The organism is Chryseobacterium sp. OSA05B (assembly GCF_019970065.1).
Classification (GTDB): Bacteria; Bacteroidota; Bacteroidia; order Flavobacteriales; family Weeksellaceae; genus Chryseobacterium.
The window spans coordinates 513,897-534,747 of the sequence record NZ_JAHXYH010000004.1 but is presented as its reverse complement, the minus strand read 5'-3'; the positions used below and the strand labels follow the sequence as shown (position 1 = coordinate 534,747).

Sequence of the window (20,851 nt, the reverse complement as noted above, 5' to 3'; positions counted from 1 at the left end):
TGAATTTTTATGGCTCGGCAGCGGCAGGTGTTAATCTTACTTCGTCAACAGAGCGTAAAAACGGCCAGACTGCCAAAGACAGCAAAGTTGGCTTTGCCTATCAGGTAAGTCCTGCGGGATTAAGAGTCGGCAAAAAACTGGCAGGATTTGCTGAAGTAGGATATGGAAACAAGGGTATTGTTACCGCCGGCATCAGCTATGGGTTCTGATAGAAAAGCAGCAGGTTAAAAACAATAAAATGATGGAACGTCTATTAAAATTCGTTTTCCTACTTGGAATTATTGCTTCTTTTTTCTCATGCCGGAGTGATAAATGAAGGAAAAAATGTGAATTACTTCACGGAAATCCATAATATATTATCATTCCACCCAAAACAATTATACATCAACCTGAGTTCGGGATAAGACCTTTCTGTTTTTATTAATAAGGTCTGAAGCCCTAAGATATAAGTTATAGAGGCCCACAGAAAGAATTGCAGCCTGGTTTTATTAATTATTTAAAACTGCTTCAACAAAATTAAAGGTAACTGTTTAATATTTAGTACCCAACAGTACTTCCATCCTCCAGCCTTTTAATCCTTACTTCTTAACCCGAGCTCAGGTTAATTACTTTCCGTTAAAAGCAGACATGGTATTCCCGATTCCTGCAAAAATAAAGGACAGACTGGCTTTAGAGAACTTCTCAATTCTTTCGCCCAGCTTTTCATTTTCTTCTTCGTTCCATGTTCCCAGCACATAATCTGCCTGACGTCCTTCTGAAAAATCTGCAGAGATTCCGAAACGGAGTCTTGCGTAATTCTGAGTCTGCAGCATTTCATTGATGCTTTTCAGTCCGTTGTGCCCCGCATCGGAACCTTTCATTTTCATTCTCAGGGTACCGAACGGAAGCACAAGATCATCGGTAATGATCAGTACGTTTTCCAAAGGAATATTCTCTTTCTGCATCCAGAATTTTACAGCATTTCCGGAAAGATTCATGTACGTATCCGGCTTCAGAATCAATACCTTTCTTCCTTTGTACTTTCCTTCTGCCATCCATCCGAAATTTGTCGTATTAAATGGAGCTTCCAGCGTTTCCGCTATTTTCTCTGCTACTTTGAACCCTATATTGTGGCGTGTGTTTTCATATTCCGGGCCTTTGTTTCCTAGACCGACTATTAAATATTTCATTGAGAAATTTTTTGCAAAATTAAGAGATAAAAAATAAAAAAGCCCAATCTTGTGAAGATTGGGCCTGTATATTATAAAGATTCTTTTTAGAAAGGCTTATAAATGTAGTTTACACCAAATCCTCTCGTCATATATGTCTGAGGATCGTAGTTGTAGTTGGTCGTTCTGATAACCGGTGAAGGTATCGGAGGTAAAAGATCTGTTACAGATGCTTTTTTAGGGTTGTTCGGAGATAAGATATGACTTTCTCTGTCATTAATTTCCGTTGATAAAAGTCTTGAAATTTTATATACTGAAGGAAGCAGTGTAAATGGACTGATCTCCGTATCATAATTAAAGAACTCGTAAGCATACTTATTAATAGGTCTTCCGAATGTACCTCCGGCAATAGGTCCGTAATGTCTTACCACTTTAGAAACATTGTCTCCAAGGTAGGTATATCCTGTTTTGGAATAATCAGTGTAAGCGAAAGGTGTTCCCGATACATCAGGACCGTTTCTCATAATGATGGAATCCATCTTGGCAGTAGACGCATTATACTTGATATTGTAAAGGGTCTTTGTCTTTCTTAAAAGTGTCTGAGGTCCCGGATTGGTTGCAGGTGGTACAGGTGGAGGTCTTCTGAAAACAGAACGGTTCTCAGAAACTGTTTCCAGTCTGTCATTAGGCCCGTAAGTAAATAACTGGCTGTAAGACACACTGTCTTTATCCAGTTTTCCATTACCATCAAGATCCAAAAATCCATTGAAGGTAACCTGACTTACTTTGTTTCCGCTGTATGCGATATCCGTAATGGAAGCACTATCTGTGATCACTTTAGTTACCAAAAGTCCACTGTAGTGATATTCCGCTAATGTATCTTTATTTGTAATTTCTCTATATAATGCTCTTGGACCGGTTAATCCTCCAGTATCATTCAAATCCAATAATGGATCCCCGTCTTCGTCTAACATGTCTTTGCAGGAATGTATTGAAGAAAATCCTGCTATTAATAAAATAAAGTAGAAAAGTCGTTTCATTTCCAGGTGATTGTTTATTTTTTGACAAATATAACTTTTTTCTGAATAAAAGTTATGTTTTTATTTATATTCAAATAAAACCGATAATCAAATCCGGTTTATAAAGTTCTGTACACATATTTAAGCACCTGATTCTTATCAGACACAGGATAATTAAATGCATCATACAGATAGGTCATCGGAGTATCTACACCAGGCGCGGGAGCCGGAGGCATTACAAATACCGATGTAGGATTGTTCGGAGAGATTCTGTAGAAGTTCTCAGGACGAATAAGACTCCATGCTGTAAAGAATGATTTTGGAAGTGTAGAGTACGGATTGATCTTGGAATCATAGTTCTGGTAGCTGTACACCGTTCTCTTCGCTGTAGTCATATTGGGATCTCCTGTTCCTGTAAGCGTTCCTTTCGCACAGTCTGCCTTGAAAATATTGTCTCCTATATAGGTAAAAGTACTTTCTGTAAATAAGCTGTACGCTGTATTTCCGGCTACTTTTCTTTTTTCCAGGATTTTTACAAGTTTTTTACCATCTGCATCGTAAGTAAAAGTATAATCACTTATAAAAGAATCCAAAGCCACAGCAGCTGTAGCAGTACATGTAGCACTATAGACATTACCTTTGCTGTTTTCACTTACACTGAAATCATAAACCATACTGCCGGTAAGGCTTCCGATAAATTTTATTTTCCCGATCTTGTTATTGATATAGGTTGCAGTACCTGTATAATAATTATTGGTACTTCCGTCTTTTAGCATTCCTTTCTGAAAAACAGTCCCATTCATGGTATATTCTTCCAGAACGGTAGCGTTAGAAGTGATCTTTTCCAGCACTCTGGCAGGGGGCGGTGTTGTATTCCCGTTATTACCTCCATTATTCGCACTTGGTTCGAATTGGTCTGAAGAAGAGTTGTCACATGAAACCAGAAGTCCGAAAAATACTCCGGCAATAACTTTAAAAAGATAGTTTTTTCCCATGAAAAAATATTTTAGTGAGTTTACAAATATAATTCATTTTTTCGATGAAAACATTTACTTATTCAACAAATCCGTAATAATCTATATCTTTTTTCAAAAAAAACCTAAAAACATGATGTTTTTAGGTTATATGATCTGAGTCCGGATTAACAAAATTAAAGTGAAAAGCCAGGATGATGAAAAATCGACGCCGTAAGTTACAATTAACTTCCCGATTGATTACAGATTGTAAAATTTGAAAAAGGCAATTGCAGCTGATCTTTCTTACCTCATAACTCCTCTTTTGCAACGTCAGAATTCCTGAGCTGCATTCTGTTCCGGATTCAGGTATTTATTTTTATGTTTAATAAGGCTGAAGCACTGAAGTAGTTAAAACAGACTGCGACATTTCATTATTCAGAAATTCTGTGTTGACCGCCGTTCCAATTCCCAGCGTCCCCGAATTCAGATTCCTCTTTGTACAGGCCACCTTTACAGCATAATTGTTTTTGGGCGTAAGATTGGTCAGGGTAGCATTCAGATTAAAGATCTTATAACTGCCCTCAGAACCGATCAATACATCCGTTCTCACCGCTCTCAGGGTATTATCTACAAAAATACCACATGCAAAACCTGATGAAGCATTTGTATTTCCGGTCTTCTGTGCTGTAGTCTGGAAAGTAAAAGCTACTTTATTGACAGCATTGGTGATGGAAAAAGTATCATTGGTTCCGGGAAGAACAGTCCATGCACTTGTGATGGCCGTCCCTTCTGTATAAGGAGTGGTAACCCCGTTTGGAGAAGAAAATACCGCACCGGTCTGATCCGCCACCGTATTCAATGAAAATACAGACATACTTCCCTGTCCGTCTGCTATTTTTATACTTTTCCAGTCATTCGTATTCATTTCAGAATTGTTGTGAAGGATTGTTCCTGCCGCTCCTGCGGATCCTCTCAACAGATTCGTTCCTCCGGTTCTGATCTCTTTTCTTACATTGATATCCCCGTTTACATCCAGCATATTAACAGGGTTTGGGGTATTAATTCCCACCTGCGCATGAGCCAAAACAGCCCATAACAAAGATTTTACGATAATAATTTTTTTCATGACTGGATTAATTTATAATAGGGTTAAATACCTGAGGGATTTCGTATACATCCACTTTTAGGGAAGACTGTGCGATAAAACTGTTAATGTTGGTTTCTGCATTGATTCCAATGGCCAATACAACATCACTTGTCGTACTGTAAGATCCTAACCTTGAGCAGGCAACACTTACAGTATGCTGCCCTTTGGAAAGATTAGCAACAACCCCGATCTGATTATGGGTAATGAAGGTACTGCTTGCACTACTTGCTTTCAGGTTTCTCTGTCTGAGATTCACCAGTTTGTCATCAACAAAAATACCACAGGCGTAATCTATAGAAATATCTGTCGTTCCATTGGAAGGAAGATTGGCCTGCACTACTGTTTCAAACTGAAAATAAGTCTTGCTGTCTGTACTGAATACGCTGATAGGCTGTGAAAGACCCGCGATCTTCTTAAATCCAGGAAGACTGGAAATATCAGCGCCTTTCGTGAAAGCTGTATTCTTGGCAGCGATGGTAGACTGTTCTGAACTGGTAAACTTCACTCCTGTTCTGTCTGAAAAGGAGTTATTGAATATCAGATAGAATTTATTGGGTTCGTATTCCGGAATACGGAGACTTTTCCAGATCGGTGGATAGCCTTCACCCTGAGAAACAAGGATCTGGTCATTATTCCCCTGAGAAAGAGTATTGTCCGGAGCATTCAGAACAACGATTTTATTTCTTAAATTGACATCACCATTGACGTCCAGTTTGGATTTTGGCGAGCTGGTGTTGACTCCCACCTGGGCAGAAAGAGACAGTCCTGCTATAAGAAACAGGATTGATATAATATTTTTCATCAATTAATTGCTTTTATAAGTAACGTATTCAATCACATCTATTTTCATGATAGACTCAAGGGTAAATGCATTGGAAACCGTATTGGTATCGGAAACATTACGTCCGACGGTAAACTGTGAGTTTGAATTTGAGGAGTTGATCTTTCTACACGCCACCTCAAGCTTCTGTGCTCCTACAGGAACATTCTGCTCGGTATAGTTTAATGTAAAAATATAATCCTGAATACCGGATTTCTCTGTATTATTGTTTGAAACAACCTTATCCGGACGCACCGCCACCAGCTTTCCGTTTCTGAAAACACCACAGGTGAAAGTGACAGACTGGGAAACATCAGAAGCCGGAGCTTTCATCTCTATACCTGTCTGAAACTGGTAAGTAAGCCTGTTCTTTCCGTTTTTAATGATAAAATTATTTTCAAGCCCGGCTATTTTAGACCACTTCCCTTTTGACACATCCGTGATGTCATCGCCCACATTGTTTTTGTAAACATTATCTGCCGCGATACCGTTTGAAAGTGCTGTAATACCCGTTTGATCTGATGACAAGTACGAATTAATCAATTTGTACTGACCTTCCTCCATGAAGGAAACATTCAATGATTTCCAGACAGGAGGCAAACCTTCTCCCTGTGAAACCAAAACCTGGCCGTTCAATCCTGCATTTCCTGCCTGACCTGAAGTGCCGCCTACTCTAAGTTCTTTTCTTAAGGTGATTTTCCCGTTGACATCGAGAGTAGATTTAGGAGAAGTTGTCCCAATTCCCACCTGCGCGTTGACACAAAGCGATAAAAATACGGTTGTGCAACAATAGATAATTTTTTTCATAATATGGGCTGCAAAGGTATGAATTTAATTCATAAAAAAACATTTATCCCATCATAAACATGTAGAAATAAAGCGATTACGCTATAGAATTAATTGTACAAAAAAGTAGAATTATTACTACAAAGAAGCGCTTTTTTTTATCTTTTAAAAGACACATATCCCCCAAAGCCCGTAATAACGGTAGATACAGCCTTATTTTTTATCATTATACTGTGATTTTAAAACACTGTAAAACACGCTTGATACCACATTTTTTGGACCTTTAATTCAAACTTTTTTTCATAAAAAAAGACCCGAAAAATTCAATTTCAGATCTCTTTTTTTAGGAACGGTAAAAAAATATAGTACGTTTGTTCTAATTAACCTTGGATTTCAGATCAAAGTTGAGATGAAGATGAAGAAATAGGAAGGGTCAATTTTGGGATAGATTTTAGACATGAGATTTTAGGCTGAGGCAAAGATTCAGACTGAGATTAAGATGATTACCAGAGAACAATCAAATCCTTAATCTCTCCTACCTCAAAAGCTCAACTCTGAATTCCGTAAACCCAAAAATCTAAAACGTTCCGACTCTCAAACCCATAACCAGAATCTTTGCTTACTGATGTCCGATAATCGTCTTCAAAAGAACATTCACCTCATCTACATTTTTCACCTTTTCTTTTCTCATCATCAGCAGGTTTCCTTCTTTCCCGATCTTTTCTTTCAGCTGGGCTTCTGCAGGATTTTGTGTTAAATAACTGATAATATGTCTGAATCTGTCCGTCTGATAAAATTTGTCCTGAGGATTGGCCGGAAAATATCCTAAAAAGACCCCGTTCTTCATGACGATCTTCTCAAATCCTATTTCTGCCGCCAGCCATTTCAGCGCAACACTTTTTAATAAATTGACAGCCTCTTTCGGGAGTGCCCCAAATCGGTCAATCAGTTCAAGTTCGAATTGATAAAGATCCTTTTCATTATCAATTTCTGCAATTTTCTGATACAGCAAAAGCCTTTCCTCAGTATTCGAGATATAGAAATCAGGAAGCATCAGCTCAAGATCAGTATCAATATTCACATCTTTCACAGATTTGAACAGTTTTTGTCTGTCCTCTTCATTGTCGAAAAGGTTTTCAAAGTCTGCATCATCTTTTAATTCCTCAAGAGCTTCCTGCATCAGTTTCTGATACGTCTCAAAGCCCATTTCATTGATAAACCCACTTTGTTCCGCACCCAGAAGATCCCCTGCACCACGGATCTCAAGATCCTTCATCGCAATCTGGAACCCGCTTCCGAGATCAGAGAACTGCTCGATGGCTTCAAGACGTTTTCTCGCATCGGAAGTGATCATATCATACGGAGGAGTGATCAGGTAGCAGAATGCTTTTCTGTTGCTTCGTCCTACCCTTCCTCTCATCTGGTGAAGATCTGCCATCCCGAATCTTTGGGCATCATTGATAAAGATGGTATTGGCATTGGGAACGTCTACTCCACTTTCAACAATAGTAGTCGCGACAAGAACGTCGTACTTCCCTTCCATGAAATCAAGGACGTTCTTTTCCAGCTGCTTGCCTTCCATCTGCCCGTGACCCGTGATCACTCTTGCATCAGGAACCAGCCTCTGGATCAGACCTGCTATATCTTTAAGGTTCTCCACTCTGTTATTGATAAAATAAACCTGTCCGTCTCTCTGAAGCTCATAAGAAACGGCATCTCTCAGAATTTCCTCGCTAAACCCGATCAGTTGCGTATCCACAGGCTGTCTGTTGGGTGGTGGAGTTTTGATCACCGAAAGGTCTCTAGCCGCCATGAGTGAAAACTGAAGCGTTCTAGGAATCGGCGTCGCCGTTAGTGTGAGCGTATCTACATTATTTTTAAGTGTTTTCAGTTTATCTTTTACGGATACACCGAACTTATGCTCTTCATCAATGATCAGCAAGCCAAGGTCTTTGAACTTAACAGAGCTGCTTACCAACTGATGGGTTCCTATAATGATATCTACTTTTCCGTTTTTAAGCCCGTCTAAAGCTTCTGTTTTCTGCTTGGCTGTTCTGAATCTGTTGACATACGCCACATTCACCGGAAAATCTTTCAGTCTTTCTTTGAAACTTCTGAAATGCTGGAATGCCAGAATCGTCGTTGGAACCAGTACTGCGACCTGCTTTCCGTCTGTTGCTGCTTTAAATGCTGCACGAATCGCCACCTCGGTCTTACCGAAACCAACGTCTCCGCAGACAAGCCTGTCCATCACCGTATCCGCTTCCATATCCCTTTTTACGTCAATAGTTGCCTTTTCCTGATCCGGAGTATCTTCATATATAAAGCTGGCTTCCAGTTCATTCTGCAGGTAAGAATCGGGAGTATATGAAAACCCTTTTGCCGTTTTTCTTTCTGCGTACAGTCTTATAAGGTCAAAAGCAATCTGTTTTACTTTGGCTTTTGTTTTCTGTTTTAATGATTTCCAGGCTGGCGAACCGAGCTTACTCAGAACAATCTCTTTTCCGTCCGGACCGTTGTACTTTGAAATTTTATGAAGTGAATGGATGCTTACATATAATAAGTCACCATTTTTATAGGTTAGTTTAAAACATTCCTGAATCTTCCCGTCATTATTTACCTTAACCAATCCCATGAATTTCCCGATTCCATGATCGATGTGAGCAATATAATCTCCAATTTTCAGGGACATGAGATCTTTCAGGGTAAGCTGCTCGGATTTTGCAAAGGTATTTTTGGCTTTATATCTCTGATAACGGTCAAAAATCTGGTGATCGGTATACACCAGAATTTTGTGTACATGATCTACAAAACCTTCATGCAGTTCCGATCTGAAGCTTTTAAAAGGAAGTTCATTTTCCAGTTCTTCAAATATAGATTCCAGTCTTTCTTTTTGCTTTTCAGTGGAAAAAGAGATCCAGGTATCAAAACCTTCGTTCTGCTTTTCTTCCAGATCTTCAATCAGGAGTTCAAAATTTTTATGGAAAGAAGGCTGTGGAACCTGTTCCACTTTTATCTCAGTGATTTCTTTAAGCCCTTCCATGGAAATGCCTGCGAAATCTATGGTTTTAAACTTTTTAAAATCAAACAGAAATTCCTGATCTGAAATAAAAAGCTCCTGCGGTCTTCTGTGAGCGATATCTTTATTTAATGTATCATATTTTTCGAGTGATCTCTCGTAAAATGTTCTGATCTTCTGCATCCCTACAGCTCCGTTTCTGGATACTACAAAACTTTCTTTAGGTAAAAGCTGAAGTAAAGAAACTCTGGTTCCCGTCACGGAAAAATTCATATTGGAAACCAACTGAAAATCTTTGACCTTATCAATGGACAACTGGGTCTCAATATCAAAGGTCTTGATGTTTTCCACTTCATTTCCAAAGAAGGTAAGACGGTACGGCTTTTCATAGGAATACGAGAATACATCCACGATTCCTCCCCTCACAGAAAATTCTCCAGGTTCGGAAACGAAATCCGCCTGCTGGAAATTGTAATGATTCAGCAATTCATCCACAAAATCAAAATCCAGCTGGTCTCCCACTTTTATATGATGCGAGATCGCTTTAAAATCTTCTTTCTTTAATACCTTTTCAGACAATGCTCCTGCGTAGGCTACAATCACTTTGGGAGACTTTCCGGAGTTGATCTTATTTAAAACTTCTGTTCTAAGCACAAGATTGGCATTCTGCGTCTTCTCCACCTGATAAGGTTCAAGATGGGTAGCTGGAAAATACAGAACCTTTTCCTTTCCAAGCAGATCTTCCATTTCCGTATTGGCATACAGGGCATCTTCTTTGTCATCTACCAGATAAAGAACGGTTTTCTTCTGAGTTAAAAAAAGTTCGGCAACAAAAATGGAAACCGACGAGCCTGCACTTCCCTTCACGGAAATATGCTGACTGTTTTCTAGCTGAGTAAAAATTTCTTTTCCGAATTCTTTCTGAAGAAGATCGGGAAGAAACTTTTCGTGAATAGGTTTTAGCTGCATAAATAGTAATGGTATAAAACGACAAAAGCGATTTCGGGAGTGTTCCGAAACCGTTTATGCTCCACAAAGGTAAGGATAATTTTTTCTTCGGGTCATTTGAAATCATTTCTCAAACTTAACTAAAATCCTAAAAACATACCCAAATCTTAATTTTATACAAATTTTTCTAATAAAGAGTTAAAAAAAATCATGTTTTGTTGCGTGGCATGGTGTTTGGCCTTTTCATCGTATCAAACTCTTAAAGAAATAATATTATGAAAAAAGCAATCAGAATCTTGGGCGTATTTATGCTGGTATTTGTGGCAACACTATCTTTTGCCTCGTGCAGCAGTGATGATGATCCTGTAAACAATGATTTCTTCGCAGGAACTTATAAGGGAAGCATCTCTTATAATGATGGATCAACTAACAACAGTACTGATAACGGAAGTGTTTTTGTGACAAAAATCGCCAGTGGTACGAAGTATAATTTCGGATTCTCGAACGGTATTCCGGATCTTAACGGAGTGGAATTTCAGCAGTCTGGTGATCATACTCTGGTGATGGTAGGCGGTAGTGCTACATCATATATAAGAATTGACAATAATGAATTGAAAATCTTATATATCAAAGACGGTAAAACATGGACAGCTAACTGTACAAGATAAATCAACATTCATATTTATAATTAAGCCTGTTTTCGTCATGAAAGCAGGCTTATTTTATTTTCAAAACGACCGCTTTAAGTTTTTTTTAAGCAGTAATAAACTTTAGTTAAGGTTCTGAATCGCAGTTTTTCAGCCCGCTTTTTGTATATCTTTACTCAAGAAAAAATAAACAATACACCCTCATGAAAAAATTATTAACAGCAATGTCACTAGCACTCGGACTAGGATTTGCAACTGCACAGCAAACGGCTCCAGCCACTACCGCAACTCCTCATCAAGCTACGAAAACAGTAAAAGCTCCGGCTGCCAAAACAGCTCAGCCAGCAGCAACAGCTAAAACAGCTCAACCTGCGGTGAAAATGAAAAAAGACGGAACACCGGACAAGAGGTATAAAGAAAACAAAAACCTTAAAAAGGACGGTACTCCGGATAAGAGGTACAAAGCCAACAAGTAAACTTTAACATATAGTTGTTATTTTCATAATCAAATTTCGAAGAACCGGTGAAACTCATTCACCGGTTTTTTTATGCTATATCGTGTGAAAATGATTTCATATTCTATACTTATTTATAAATTTGAGGCATGTTAAATTTCTTCAAGAAAAACGCGGCACTGGTCTGGGCAAAAAAGCATGTTCAGAAAACCGGGGAATTCAAAAAAAACTCAGAGAAAAATCAGGAAGCTCTTTTACTGTCTCTTGTAAAGACGGCTCAGAAAACTCTTTTCGGAAGGGAGCATGATTTCGAGAACATTCATTCCATCCGGGAATTTCAGGAGAAAGTTCCTGTTGCCGACTATGAAGATCTTAAACCTTATATCGAAAGGGTAAAAAAAGGACAGGCCAACATCCTCTGGACAGATACTCCGGAATATTTTGCAAAAACTTCGGGAACGACGTCAGGCTCAAAATACATACCTATCTCAAAAGAAGGAATGCCGTTTCAGATTGCCGGTGCTCAGAGTGCCCTGTTCCATTATATTGCACAGAAAGACAACGCCGATTTCGTGAATGGAAAAATGATCTTTCTTCAGGGAAGTCCCGAAATGGAAGAAGTTTTCGGCATAAAAACCGGAAGACTTTCGGGAATCGTTGCACATCACATTCCTAGCTACCTTCAGAAAAACCGTCTTCCAAGCTGGAATACGAATATCATGGAGGACTGGGAAGCCAAAGTAGATAAAATCATACAAGAGACGGAACACGAAAACATGACACTGATCTCAGGAATCCCACCCTGGTTGATCATGTATTTTGAAAAACTTACCGAAAAACACGGTAAGAAGATCAAACAGCTTTTCCCTAACCTGCAGCTTCTGGTGACGGGAGGGGTCAATTATGAACCCTACCGCGATAAAATGGAGGATCTGCTTGGCGGAAAAGTGGACATCATTCAGACTTTTCCTGCCTCTGAAGGCTTTTTTGCATTTCAGGATGACTATACCAAAGAAGGACTTCTTCTTTTAACCAATCATGGGATTTTCTATGAATTTATTCCCTTGGAAGAATATGGTAAACCAAATGCCAGAAGATTAACGATTAAAGAGGTCGAACTTCATAAGGATTATGCTTTGATCCTTACTACCAATTCAGGTTTATGGGCGTATTCCATAGGTGATGTGGTAAGATTTATCGATAAGGATCCGTACAGAATTCTGGTAAGCGGAAGAACGAAACATTTCACCTCTGCCTTCGGGGAACATGTGATCGCATTTGAAGTTGAGGAAGCTATGAAAGCGGCTTTGGAAAAACACCCTGCCCAGATCACAGAATTTCATCTTGCCCCGCAGGTTAACCCGGCCGAGGGACTTCCTTATCACGAATGGCTGATTGAGTTTGAAAAGGAACCGGAAAATTTAGAATCATTCAGAAATGAGCTGAACACTGAGCTCCGGAAGAGAAATACTTACTATGATGATCTTATTACCGGAAATATTCTTCAGCCGCTTCATATCAGTCTGCTGAAAAAGAATGCGTTCCATGAATATGCAAAGTCTCAGGGTAAACTGGGCGGACAGAATAAAACACCAAGACTGGCCAATGACAGAAAAATTGCAGATCTATTGGAAATTTACAAACTTTAGAGATATTTTTTCAATTCAAAAAACATATATTCGAAAAAAATTATAAATTTGGAAAAATAAAAAATAATAATGAGAGCATCTGTACTTTTAAAATCATCTTTACTAACATCCTTATTTGTGATTTCATCCTGCGCAACGACCAAGTACAGCGAGGACATTTCAAAAAATAATTATTCTAATCTTCAAGCTGGAAAAGTGTATGTTGTTACCATGAAAGATGGTTCCAAAAAACAGAAGATGCTGTTCCGAAACACGGATGCTGAAAACCTTATCGGAACTGCCGGTAAAAAGGACAGTACAGAAGTGATCATTCCAAAAGCTAATGTTGCTGCGGTGAAAGACAGAAGCAAAGCAAGAGTTACAGCAGGTGCTACCGTGATTGGAGCAGCGGGTGTAGCAGCGATCGTTATCAGCTCATTGAGAGCAGACTAAAATAGATTTTATCTTTCGGAACCTATTTGATTTATCATTTAAAAAAACAGCATATAAACAGCCTTAAATAAATATTTAGGGCTATTTTTGTGCATGATTTCCTTTACCCCGTTAAAAACATTGCAAAATGTTGAATTCAGGAATCTTCTTACAGGAAGATTTTTTATTGTTTTAGCCTTCAGAATGCTTGCTACTTTATTAGGATGGTGGGTATATCAATTAACGAAAGATCCGTTTTCAATAGGACTTATTGGTCTCTCGGAAGTCATTCCGGCGGTAAGCTGTGCCCTGTATGCCGGTCATGTGATCGACATGAACGAAAAAAAGAGGCTGCTCCTGATCTGTAATTATGCTTATATTTTCCTGATCGGCCTGCTCCTGATTCCGGCATTTTTCAATGTAGAAATGCATTTCAACGGGCATGAGATCACTTACTATATATATGGTGTCATCTTTTTCACAGGGATTGCCCGGGCTTTTATCGGACCTATTGTTCCTTCAATGATTCCAAAAATTGTAAAAAAAGAAAATCTTCCCAATGCGGTTACGCTGAACCAGGCTACCTTTCTTATTTCTTCGGTATGCGGACATGCGGCTGGCGGACTTCTTATCGGGTTTTTCGGCGTAAAATGGACACTGATCGTTATTATTTCATTGATATTTATCGCTTCCTTATTTTTCTGGCAGCTGAAACAACAACATTCGGAATATAAGAAGGAGGAAGTGAATGTGGTTGAAAGTATGCGTGAGGGTATTTCCTATATTTTTAAGACGAAAGAAATTTTAGGTGCCTTATGTCTGGACATGTTTGCCGTTCTTTTCGGAGGGGCTGTTGCCATGATCCCGGTATTTGCGACTGACATTCTGGATGCCGGAGCGGAAGGTTTCGGACTTCTGAATGCAGCTTCCGACATAGGTTCTATGTGCATCATCACCCTGTTAGCTATGGTTCCGTTAAGAAAAAATCAAGGAAAGATCCTTCTGGTTGCTGTGGCCGGATTCGGGCTCTGCATCATTGGTTTCGGATTATCCAAGCTTTACTGGCTTTCATTTATGTTCCTTGTCATGAGCGGGATGCTGGATGGAATATCGGTGGTCATCAGGGGAACGATTGTACAACTGAAGACTCCGGATCACATCAGAGGACGTGTACTGAGTGTAAATTCTATATTCATCATGTCCAGTAATGAAATGGGGCAGTTCGAAAGTGGGTTGATGGCAAAGTTACTCGGGGTAGTGAAGTCTGTGGTCTTTGGGGGAAGCATGACCGTACTCGTAGCGCTCTTAGTAGCAAGTACCAATCCCAAGCTGAGAAAAATGAATTATTAAACAATAATATGCTCATTCTATTAAATATATCACAAAATCTTTAAATTAACTTTAATAATTTTTTATATTTGTCTTTTTTAAATCCCCCTTTATGAAAAAAGCATTACTCGTTTTTCTAATCATCTGCTCGCGCATCTTATATGCTCAGTCAGATTGTATTAGTGCAATATCTGTCTGTGGAAACTCAGATATCTCATATACCCCTTCCGGGCCTGGAAATATACTGGAGGGCATTGGTGTAAATTCATGTTTGAATGACACTGAAAACGAACACTTTTCAGTATGGTATTCATTTACGGCAGCAACTTCCGGAACGTTAGCGTTTGTTATTAACCCTAACATAGACACCGACGATTATGACTTTGCGGTTTATGGCCCTACCACAAACGGTTGTACTTCTTTGAACAACGCTAACGTTTTCGTTACGCCTTTAAGATGTAATTACAATGGTACAGGTGCCTCTCAGGGAAACACAGGCTTACTTCTAACGATACCTCCTCCGCCACCTCCTAACACCAATGGTAGCGCAGGAAACCAGGCAGAATGGAGCCCCCATATGGTTGTACAGGCTGGCGAGACCTATTATCTTGTAGTAGACAACTTCAGAAGTTCACCAGATGGATTCTCACTGACATGGACCGGTACTGCAAGCTTAAGTTCAGCATTCAACGATCCGGCTTTAGCTCCGTTTCCGTTTGTAACACCTGGACAGCCTGCAGCAAACCCTGCTAACCCGAATGAAATTACTGTATGTTCACTGGCTACACCTTTCAACTTTGCGGCACTTAGCGCTGGAATTATTAACGGTAACAGTGCCAACTTCAAGGTAAGCTATCATAAAACAACCAATGATGTTATTACAGGAGCAAACCCTGTTACTTCAGAGGTAGTAAACTTTACAGCCACTTACCTTTACAGAATTGCATATCAGGATCCGACGAATCCTACAAATCCTATGAATGGCTGTTTTATTACAGGTAAATTCAAATTCAGGGATGGAAGCTTTACTTTAAACAATGCTACGCTTACAAGTTGCAGTAATAATAACTCCGGAACAGCAATGTATGATCTTACGACTGCTACGATTGGAGCTTTACCCAGCCATACGTTAAAGTATTATCCCACAATGTTCGACCTGAATGCTGGAACTAATGAAATTACAAGTCCTTCTATATACCAGTTTGTATCTGCTGAAGGAAAAATTTTTGTAAAAGCCACTAATGAATTCGGATGTACAGCAACTGCTGAAATCACTCTGAAATTCCATCCACTGGTAGCGGTAACTGATGCTTCTTTGAGAGAGTGTTTCATTGAAACTAACCATTCACTGGGCGTATTTAACCTTAACAATGCGCCAGTAACTGTAGGAACAGCAACGAAAAAATATTACCCGTCTGTAGCAGATGCCGTAAACGGAACGAATGAAATTTTAAACTTCCTTACTTATACAGCACCTACAGGAGTAGTGTATGCGAAAGTATTCAACGCACAGGGATGTTATAATATCGCAAAAATAACACTGACCGTAATGGGACCTGTTTACTCAAGCGTTTTAAAAGATAAAATCATCTGTATCGAGGACAAAACAACACTGGATGCAGGACCCGGATTCAACGGTTACGAATGGAGCACAGGAGCTACTACACAGGCTATTAACAATGCAGCTGTAGGAACTTACTGGGTTAAATTAAAAACCGGAAACTGTATCACACTACAGAAAGTAAAAGTATATGCTTCCGAGCAGCCGGTAATATCAAGCATTGATATTTCAAACACTACAATCACCGTGAATGTTATCGGAGGAACTCCAGACTACAAATATTCTATGGATAATATCAACTGGCAGGACTCTAATGTATTCACCAATATTTCAAGAGGTGACCACAAAGTATATGTAAAGGATGCTTATGACTGTGAGCCTATAGATATTACCGTTTTAGTTCCGAACCTTATCAATGTGATCACTCCAAACGGAGATGGCGTGAACGATGTCATTGATTATTCAGCATTATCTGGAAAACAAAGCCTTGTGCTGAGCATCTTTGACAGATATGGTACGAAAATCCATCAGGCTGATAAGTCCAACGGATATAAGTGGGACGGAACCGTAGCCGGGAAAAAGATCCCTACAGGAACCTACTGGTATTCTGTAACATGGAATGAAAATGACAAAAAGAATACACCATTCAAGTTTTCAGGATGGGTAATGGTAAAAAACAGAGAATAATCATTATAAAAAACAGAAAACCGCTCTACGGGGCGGTTTTTTTTCACATAAATGCTGATAACTTTATTTTTCTCAAATCTTGTTTCACTAAAATCATTTTAAACATGAAAAAAACATTACTTCTTTTAATTCTATTTGTAGCGCAGGTGTTTTATGCACAGTCCGACTGCGTTACAGCTATTCCACTCTGTGGAAACTCGGATATCTCCTACACACCATCAGGACATGGAACTACTCAAGAGAATTTATCTGCCAACGGTTGTCTGGGTAGAAATGAAAACTATTCAGTATGGTATACCTTTACAATAGCAACATCCGGCACACTGTCATTTACGATTGACCCTAACGTTAATTCGGATGATTACGATTTTGCAGTATATGGCCCTACGACCAATGGATGTACTTCTCTAAATACCAACAACACTTTTGTAACTCCTATAAGATGTAACTATACTGGCCGTGTACCTAACGGAAATACAGGTCTTAGCCTGACCGTGCCGCCGCCTGCAACACCTAATACCAACGGAACTGCAGGAAATCAGGCAGAATGGAGCCCTTACATGGACGTACTGGCAGGACAAACCTATTATCTTGTTGTAGATAATTTTGAAAGTTCTCCTGATGGGTTTAAGCTGATCTGGGGTGGTACCGCTACCTTGAGCTCCGCATTTAACAATCCAACTCTTGCTCCTAACCCTTTTATTCCACCGGGAATTCCGGGAGCTGCTCCAACCGATCCTACAACGATCATGGTGTGCGGACTTCCTTCACAATTTAACTTTAACTCGCTTACTGCCGGAATTATTAACGGTAACAGTCCTAATTTTAAAGTTACTTATCATAATGATACCAATGATGTAGTTACAGGAGATAATCCTCTAACAATTGCAACGGTAAATGCAACAACCGATTATTACTACAGAATCCGATATCTGGATCCCGATGACCCTAATAATGTGGTCAATAAATGTTTCATCAGTGGGAAGTTTAAATTTGTAAATGCCAGCATCACGGCTAAGAATGCTACCATTTTTGCATGTAACAATAATAGCGAAGGAACTGGGAAATTTGATCTTACCACGGCAGATGTATTTACCGGCGGTACCAAAAAATACTATCCGACACTGGCTGATCTAAACGCTGATACCAACGAGATCACCAGTCCTACCGATTATATTTCTGCTCAGAAAATAGTCTATGCAAAAGTAATTTCCGCATTCGGATGTACAGCAGTAGGTAATATTACATTATCATTCCATCCGGTAGTTACACTAAGAGATGCACTGGTTGAAGAATGTTATATAGAAAACGACATCCTGCAGGCTAAGTTTGACCTTACAAAAGTTGAAGTAGGTGCAATAGCAGGACAAACCAAAAAATTCTATAAAACACTGAACGACGCGAAAGCAGAAACCAACCCTATCGGTAATCCTGATGCTTATATTACCATAAGCACAGAAGTTTATGTAAGAGTAACCAATGCCAATCAGTGTTATGATATCGCAAAAATCACATTAAAAGTTCTTCCTCCTGTAAAATCTGCAGTACTGAAAGACAAAACGATCTGTGCTGAAGCTAAGACAACACTGGATGCAGGACCTGGATTTGACGGATACGAATGGAGCACCGGAGCAACTACTCAAACCATCAGCAATGTAGGAATCGGAGTATACTGGGTGAAACTGAAAACAGGAAAATGCTTTACGCTTCAAACGGTAACCGTTTTTGCTTCTACGCAACCTGTGATCTCTTCTGTAGAAATCAGTAATAATACCATTACCGTGAATGCTTCAGGCGGAACTCCTCCTTACATGTATTCATTAGACGGAATCACATGGCAGGCAGCAAACTCGTTCAGTGGGCTTCCTAGAGGAGACAACAAGATCTTCTTAAAGGATTCTTTCAACTGTAACCCTATCCAGATCACTGTGACTGTACCGAATTTGATCAATGCGATTACTCCGAACGGAGATAAGATCAATGACGAGATCGACTACTCTGCTCTGTCTTATAAGAAAAATCTGGTATTCATTGTGTACGACAGATATGGAAATAAGCTTTATGAAGCCAACAAAATGAGAGATTACAAATGGGACGGAACTGCTTCAGGCAAGAAGATCCCTACAGGAACTTACTGGTATACGATCTCATGGAACGAAAACGATAAGAACAGTACAGAAACGAAATATTCAGGATGGATACTGCTAAAAAATAAAGAATAAATCTATTCTTATATCAAAAAAAAAGACTGCCTTAACCGGCAGTCTTTTTTTTGCAGGTTACGAATACGAGTTTGAGAGGTTTGAAAAGTTGTAAATTGTGCGTTATGAGTTATTAGGAGTGGATCCCGGAGTTGGAGAACTTTCGCATTTAACTTGCGCAGCAAAATTCACTATTCACATCCCGTAATCACAATCTAAAAATCTGAAATCTCACGTCTGACATCTGATGTCTAAAATCAAAAAACTTATAATCTTCATCCAATTAAGCAGAAATTATTGAAATTTTTCTATTTTTGATCCCCGTTTTTTACTAACATTCTTATACTTCCTGTCCATTGCATCTTAAGTAGGAATGCTGATAACTTGTTAGTTACTATTTTTTAATTATTTTTTTTAAATAAACTATCTTTGCATCATGGCGCAGAAAGAAACATTATCATCCCTTACACACGGAAACTTTGCAAGAGAGCTGTCTATTGCGGATGGAAAAATGCCACCCAATGCTGTAGATTTTGAACGACTGGTGATAGGAACTTTTCTTATTGACAAGAAAGGTCTTGACCACTCTATTGACCTTCTTACTCCCGAGGTATTTTATGATCCGAGACATCAGGTCATTTTTGCCACGATTTTAAAGCTTTATGAAGGCAATCACCCTGTGGATCTTATGACGATCATCCAGGAGTTAAAGAAAGAAGATAAATTAAGCCAGGCTGGTGGCGACCATTATATCATTGATCTTACCATGGGCGTAAGTTCATCTGCCCACATTGAATACCATGTACGTGTTATTCTTGAAAAATATATCTTAAGAAGTCTGATCAATGTTTCTGCGAACGTGATTGACTCTTCCTATAAAGAATCTACCGATGTATTTGAACTTCTGGACAAAGCAGAACAGTCATTCTTCGAGATTACGAACGGTACGATCAAAAAAGGGTTTGATACGGCCAACTCATTGGTAAAACAGGCTATCGACACCATTAAATCTTTGAAGGACAAGGAAGGACTTTCCGGGGTTCCTTCAGGATTCAGAGATATTGATAAAGAAACAGGAGGTTGGCAGAATTCCGACCTCATCATTATAGCAGCCCGTCCCGCGATGGGTAAAACAGCATTCCTGCTGTCTATGGCCAGAAATATTGCGGTAGGTCACAAGATTCCCATGGTGCTATTCTCTCTCGAGATGGCATCTGTACAGCTGATCACGAGGATGATTGCTTCCGAAACGAAAATCTCTTCCGAAAAACTGAGAAAAGGAACCCTGGATGATGAAGAATGGCAGAGACTGTTCTCCAATGTATCGGAACTGGAAAATGCACCGCTATTTATTGACGAAACCCCTTCCCTTTCTATATTCGACTTCCGTGCGAAATGCCGAAGATTGGTAATGCAGCATGGAGTAAGACTGATCATGGTCGACTACCTTCAGCTGATGACCGCAGGAGGCGGAGGAAAAGGAGTAGGAAACCGTGAACAGGAAATCTCCATGATCTCACGTTCCCTGAAAGCGATTGCTAAAGAACTTAATGTACCGGTGATTGCCCTTTCCCAGCTATCCAGAAGTGTGGAAGCCCGTCCCGGAAAAAGACCTCAGCTTTCTGATCTGAGGGAATCCGGAGCGATTGAGCAGGATGCGGATATCGTATCGTTTATCTTCAGACCGGAATACTATAAAATTGCAGTTTGGGATAACGATGAAGAAGGTGCGGAAACGCCAACGGAAAACCAAGCCGAGCTGATCATTGCGAAACACAGGAATGGTGCTACAGCCGATGTGAGATTATCATTCTTAAAGCATTTTGCTAAATTTGGTGACATTGAAGCTGCGTTAGATGGCGGTATGGGAGGTTATCCTTCTAATTTCGGATCTAATGAACCGAGTGGTTTTGACAAGATCAAGACAACCATTCAGCCGGGTGCAGCATTTGATCTTCCGGACAGTTCAAAGCTTTCCGGTTCATCCATGAACGATTTCGATGACGATGATGATTTCCCGTTCTAGAATCCACACAATTTAAATTAAATAACAGCTCAGTATTCTGTA

General features: G+C 39.5%; 15 protein-coding genes and 1 pseudogene. 9 read left to right on the top strand and 7 right to left on the bottom strand.

The genetic code is table 11. The features are described from left to right. Window positions 1-209, top strand: a pseudogene (locus tag LC419_RS18115) (hypothetical protein); the annotation flags it as partial. A gap of 396 nt (window positions 210-605) precedes the next feature. Here LC419_RS18115 and pth read toward each other — a convergent pair. The 7 genes from pth to mfd form a co-directional block, all read right to left on the bottom strand. Beyond that, the gene (gene pth, locus LC419_RS18110) at window positions 606-1,169 is read right to left on the bottom strand and encodes an aminoacyl-tRNA hydrolase (protein WP_223608679.1); all 564 of its coding nucleotides are present in this window, start codon (window positions 1,167-1,169) and stop codon (window positions 606-608) included. 86 nt (window positions 1,170-1,255) lie between these two features. Beyond that, window positions 1,256-2,188, bottom strand: a complete 933-nt coding sequence (locus tag LC419_RS18105; protein WP_223608678.1) for a hypothetical protein — start codon at window positions 2,186-2,188, stop codon at window positions 1,256-1,258. A 98-nt stretch (window positions 2,189-2,286) separates the two neighbouring features. Beyond that, window positions 2,287-3,162, bottom strand: coding sequence for a hypothetical protein (locus tag LC419_RS18100; protein ID WP_223608677.1), 876 nt, complete (start codon window positions 3,160-3,162; stop codon window positions 2,287-2,289). Between the two features lie 343 nt (window positions 3,163-3,505). Continuing rightward, window positions 3,506-4,249, bottom strand: coding sequence for a hypothetical protein (locus LC419_RS18095; protein ID WP_223608676.1), 744 nt, complete (start codon window positions 4,247-4,249; stop codon window positions 3,506-3,508). Between the two features lie 7 nt (window positions 4,250-4,256). Continuing rightward, window positions 4,257-5,072, bottom strand: coding sequence for a hypothetical protein (locus tag LC419_RS18090; protein WP_223608675.1), 816 nt, complete (start codon window positions 5,070-5,072; stop codon window positions 4,257-4,259). 3 nt (window positions 5,073-5,075) lie between these two features. Then, window positions 5,076-5,897 (bottom strand): hypothetical protein, encoded by an 822-nt coding sequence (locus LC419_RS18085; RefSeq protein ID WP_223608674.1) that lies wholly within the window; start codon window positions 5,895-5,897, stop codon window positions 5,076-5,078. A 598-nt stretch (window positions 5,898-6,495) separates the two neighbouring features. Further along, window positions 6,496-9,864, bottom strand: a complete 3,369-nt coding sequence (mfd, locus tag LC419_RS18080) for a transcription-repair coupling factor (RefSeq protein ID WP_223608673.1) — start codon at window positions 9,862-9,864, stop codon at window positions 6,496-6,498. A gap of 254 nt (window positions 9,865-10,118) precedes the next feature. Between mfd and LC419_RS18075 the strand changes: the two genes are divergently transcribed. The 8 genes from LC419_RS18075 (at window position 10,119) to dnaB (ending at window position 20,809) form a co-directional block, all read left to right on the top strand. Continuing rightward, window positions 10,119-10,511 carry a hypothetical protein gene (locus tag LC419_RS18075; protein ID WP_223608672.1) on the top strand — a complete coding sequence of 131 codons (393 nt, stop codon included), beginning with the start codon at window positions 10,119-10,121 and terminating at the stop codon, window positions 10,509-10,511. Between the two features lie 182 nt (window positions 10,512-10,693). After that, window positions 10,694-10,966: a hypothetical protein gene (locus LC419_RS18070; RefSeq protein ID WP_223608671.1), complete on the top strand. Its 273-nt coding sequence runs from the start codon at window positions 10,694-10,696 to the stop codon at window positions 10,964-10,966. A gap of 128 nt (window positions 10,967-11,094) precedes the next feature. Further along, window positions 11,095-12,594 carry a GH3 auxin-responsive promoter family protein gene (locus LC419_RS18065; RefSeq protein ID WP_223608670.1) on the top strand — a complete coding sequence of 500 codons (1,500 nt, stop codon included), beginning with the start codon at window positions 11,095-11,097 and terminating at the stop codon, window positions 12,592-12,594. A 69-nt stretch (window positions 12,595-12,663) separates the two neighbouring features. Then, the gene (locus tag LC419_RS18060; protein WP_223608669.1) at window positions 12,664-13,026 is read left to right on the top strand and encodes a hypothetical protein; all 363 of its coding nucleotides are present in this window, start codon (window positions 12,664-12,666) and stop codon (window positions 13,024-13,026) included. Window positions 13,027-13,119: 93 nt separating this feature from the next. Next, entirely contained in the window at window positions 13,120-14,355 is a 1,236-nt protein-coding gene (locus LC419_RS18055) for an MFS transporter (RefSeq protein ID WP_223608668.1), read from the top strand. 91 nt (window positions 14,356-14,446) lie between these two features. After that, window positions 14,447-16,582, top strand: a complete 2,136-nt coding sequence (locus tag LC419_RS18050) for a T9SS type B sorting domain-containing protein (RefSeq protein ID WP_223608667.1) — start codon at window positions 14,447-14,449, stop codon at window positions 16,580-16,582. Between the two features lie 104 nt (window positions 16,583-16,686). Then, window positions 16,687-18,804, top strand: a complete 2,118-nt coding sequence (locus LC419_RS18045) for a T9SS type B sorting domain-containing protein (protein ID WP_223608666.1) — start codon at window positions 16,687-16,689, stop codon at window positions 18,802-18,804. 415 nt (window positions 18,805-19,219) lie between these two features. Then, window positions 19,220-20,809 carry a replicative DNA helicase gene (gene dnaB / locus LC419_RS18040; protein ID WP_034723999.1) on the top strand — a complete coding sequence of 530 codons (1,590 nt, stop codon included), beginning with the start codon at window positions 19,220-19,222 and terminating at the stop codon, window positions 20,807-20,809. Window positions 20,810-20,851 lie beyond the last annotated feature (42 nt).

Excerpts from the sequence above, each read along its gene's own strand:
- pth (WP_223608679.1), bottom strand. The coding sequence starts at position 1,169 with ATGAAATATTTAATAGTCGGTCTAGGAAACAAAGGCCCGGAATATGAA.
- LC419_RS18105 (WP_223608678.1), bottom strand. The coding sequence starts at position 2,188 with ATGAAACGACTTTTCTACTTTATTTTATTAATAGCAGGATTTTCTTCA.
- LC419_RS18100 (WP_223608677.1), bottom strand. The coding sequence starts at position 3,162 with ATGGGAAAAAACTATCTTTTTAAAGTTATTGCCGGAGTATTTTTCGGA.
- LC419_RS18095 (WP_223608676.1), bottom strand. The coding sequence starts at position 4,249 with ATGAAAAAAATTATTATCGTAAAATCTTTGTTATGGGCTGTTTTGGCT.
- LC419_RS18090 (WP_223608675.1), bottom strand. The coding sequence starts at position 5,072 with ATGAAAAATATTATATCAATCCTGTTTCTTATAGCAGGACTGTCTCTT.
- LC419_RS18085 (WP_223608674.1), bottom strand. The coding sequence starts at position 5,897 with ATGAAAAAAATTATCTATTGTTGCACAACCGTATTTTTATCGCTTTGT.
- mfd (WP_223608673.1), bottom strand. The coding sequence starts at position 9,864 with ATGCAGCTAAAACCTATTCACGAAAAGTTTCTTCCCGATCTTCTTCAG.
- LC419_RS18075 (WP_223608672.1), top strand. The coding sequence starts at position 10,119 with ATGAAAAAAGCAATCAGAATCTTGGGCGTATTTATGCTGGTATTTGTG.
- LC419_RS18070 (WP_223608671.1), top strand. The coding sequence starts at position 10,694 with ATGAAAAAATTATTAACAGCAATGTCACTAGCACTCGGACTAGGATTT.
- LC419_RS18065 (WP_223608670.1), top strand. The coding sequence starts at position 11,095 with ATGTTAAATTTCTTCAAGAAAAACGCGGCACTGGTCTGGGCAAAAAAG.
- LC419_RS18060 (WP_223608669.1), top strand. The coding sequence starts at position 12,664 with ATGAGAGCATCTGTACTTTTAAAATCATCTTTACTAACATCCTTATTT.
- LC419_RS18055 (WP_223608668.1), top strand. The coding sequence starts at position 13,120 with ATGATTTCCTTTACCCCGTTAAAAACATTGCAAAATGTTGAATTCAGG.
- LC419_RS18050 (WP_223608667.1), top strand. The coding sequence starts at position 14,447 with ATGAAAAAAGCATTACTCGTTTTTCTAATCATCTGCTCGCGCATCTTA.
- LC419_RS18045 (WP_223608666.1), top strand. The coding sequence starts at position 16,687 with ATGAAAAAAACATTACTTCTTTTAATTCTATTTGTAGCGCAGGTGTTT.
- dnaB (WP_034723999.1), top strand. The coding sequence starts at position 19,220 with ATGGCGCAGAAAGAAACATTATCATCCCTTACACACGGAAACTTTGCA.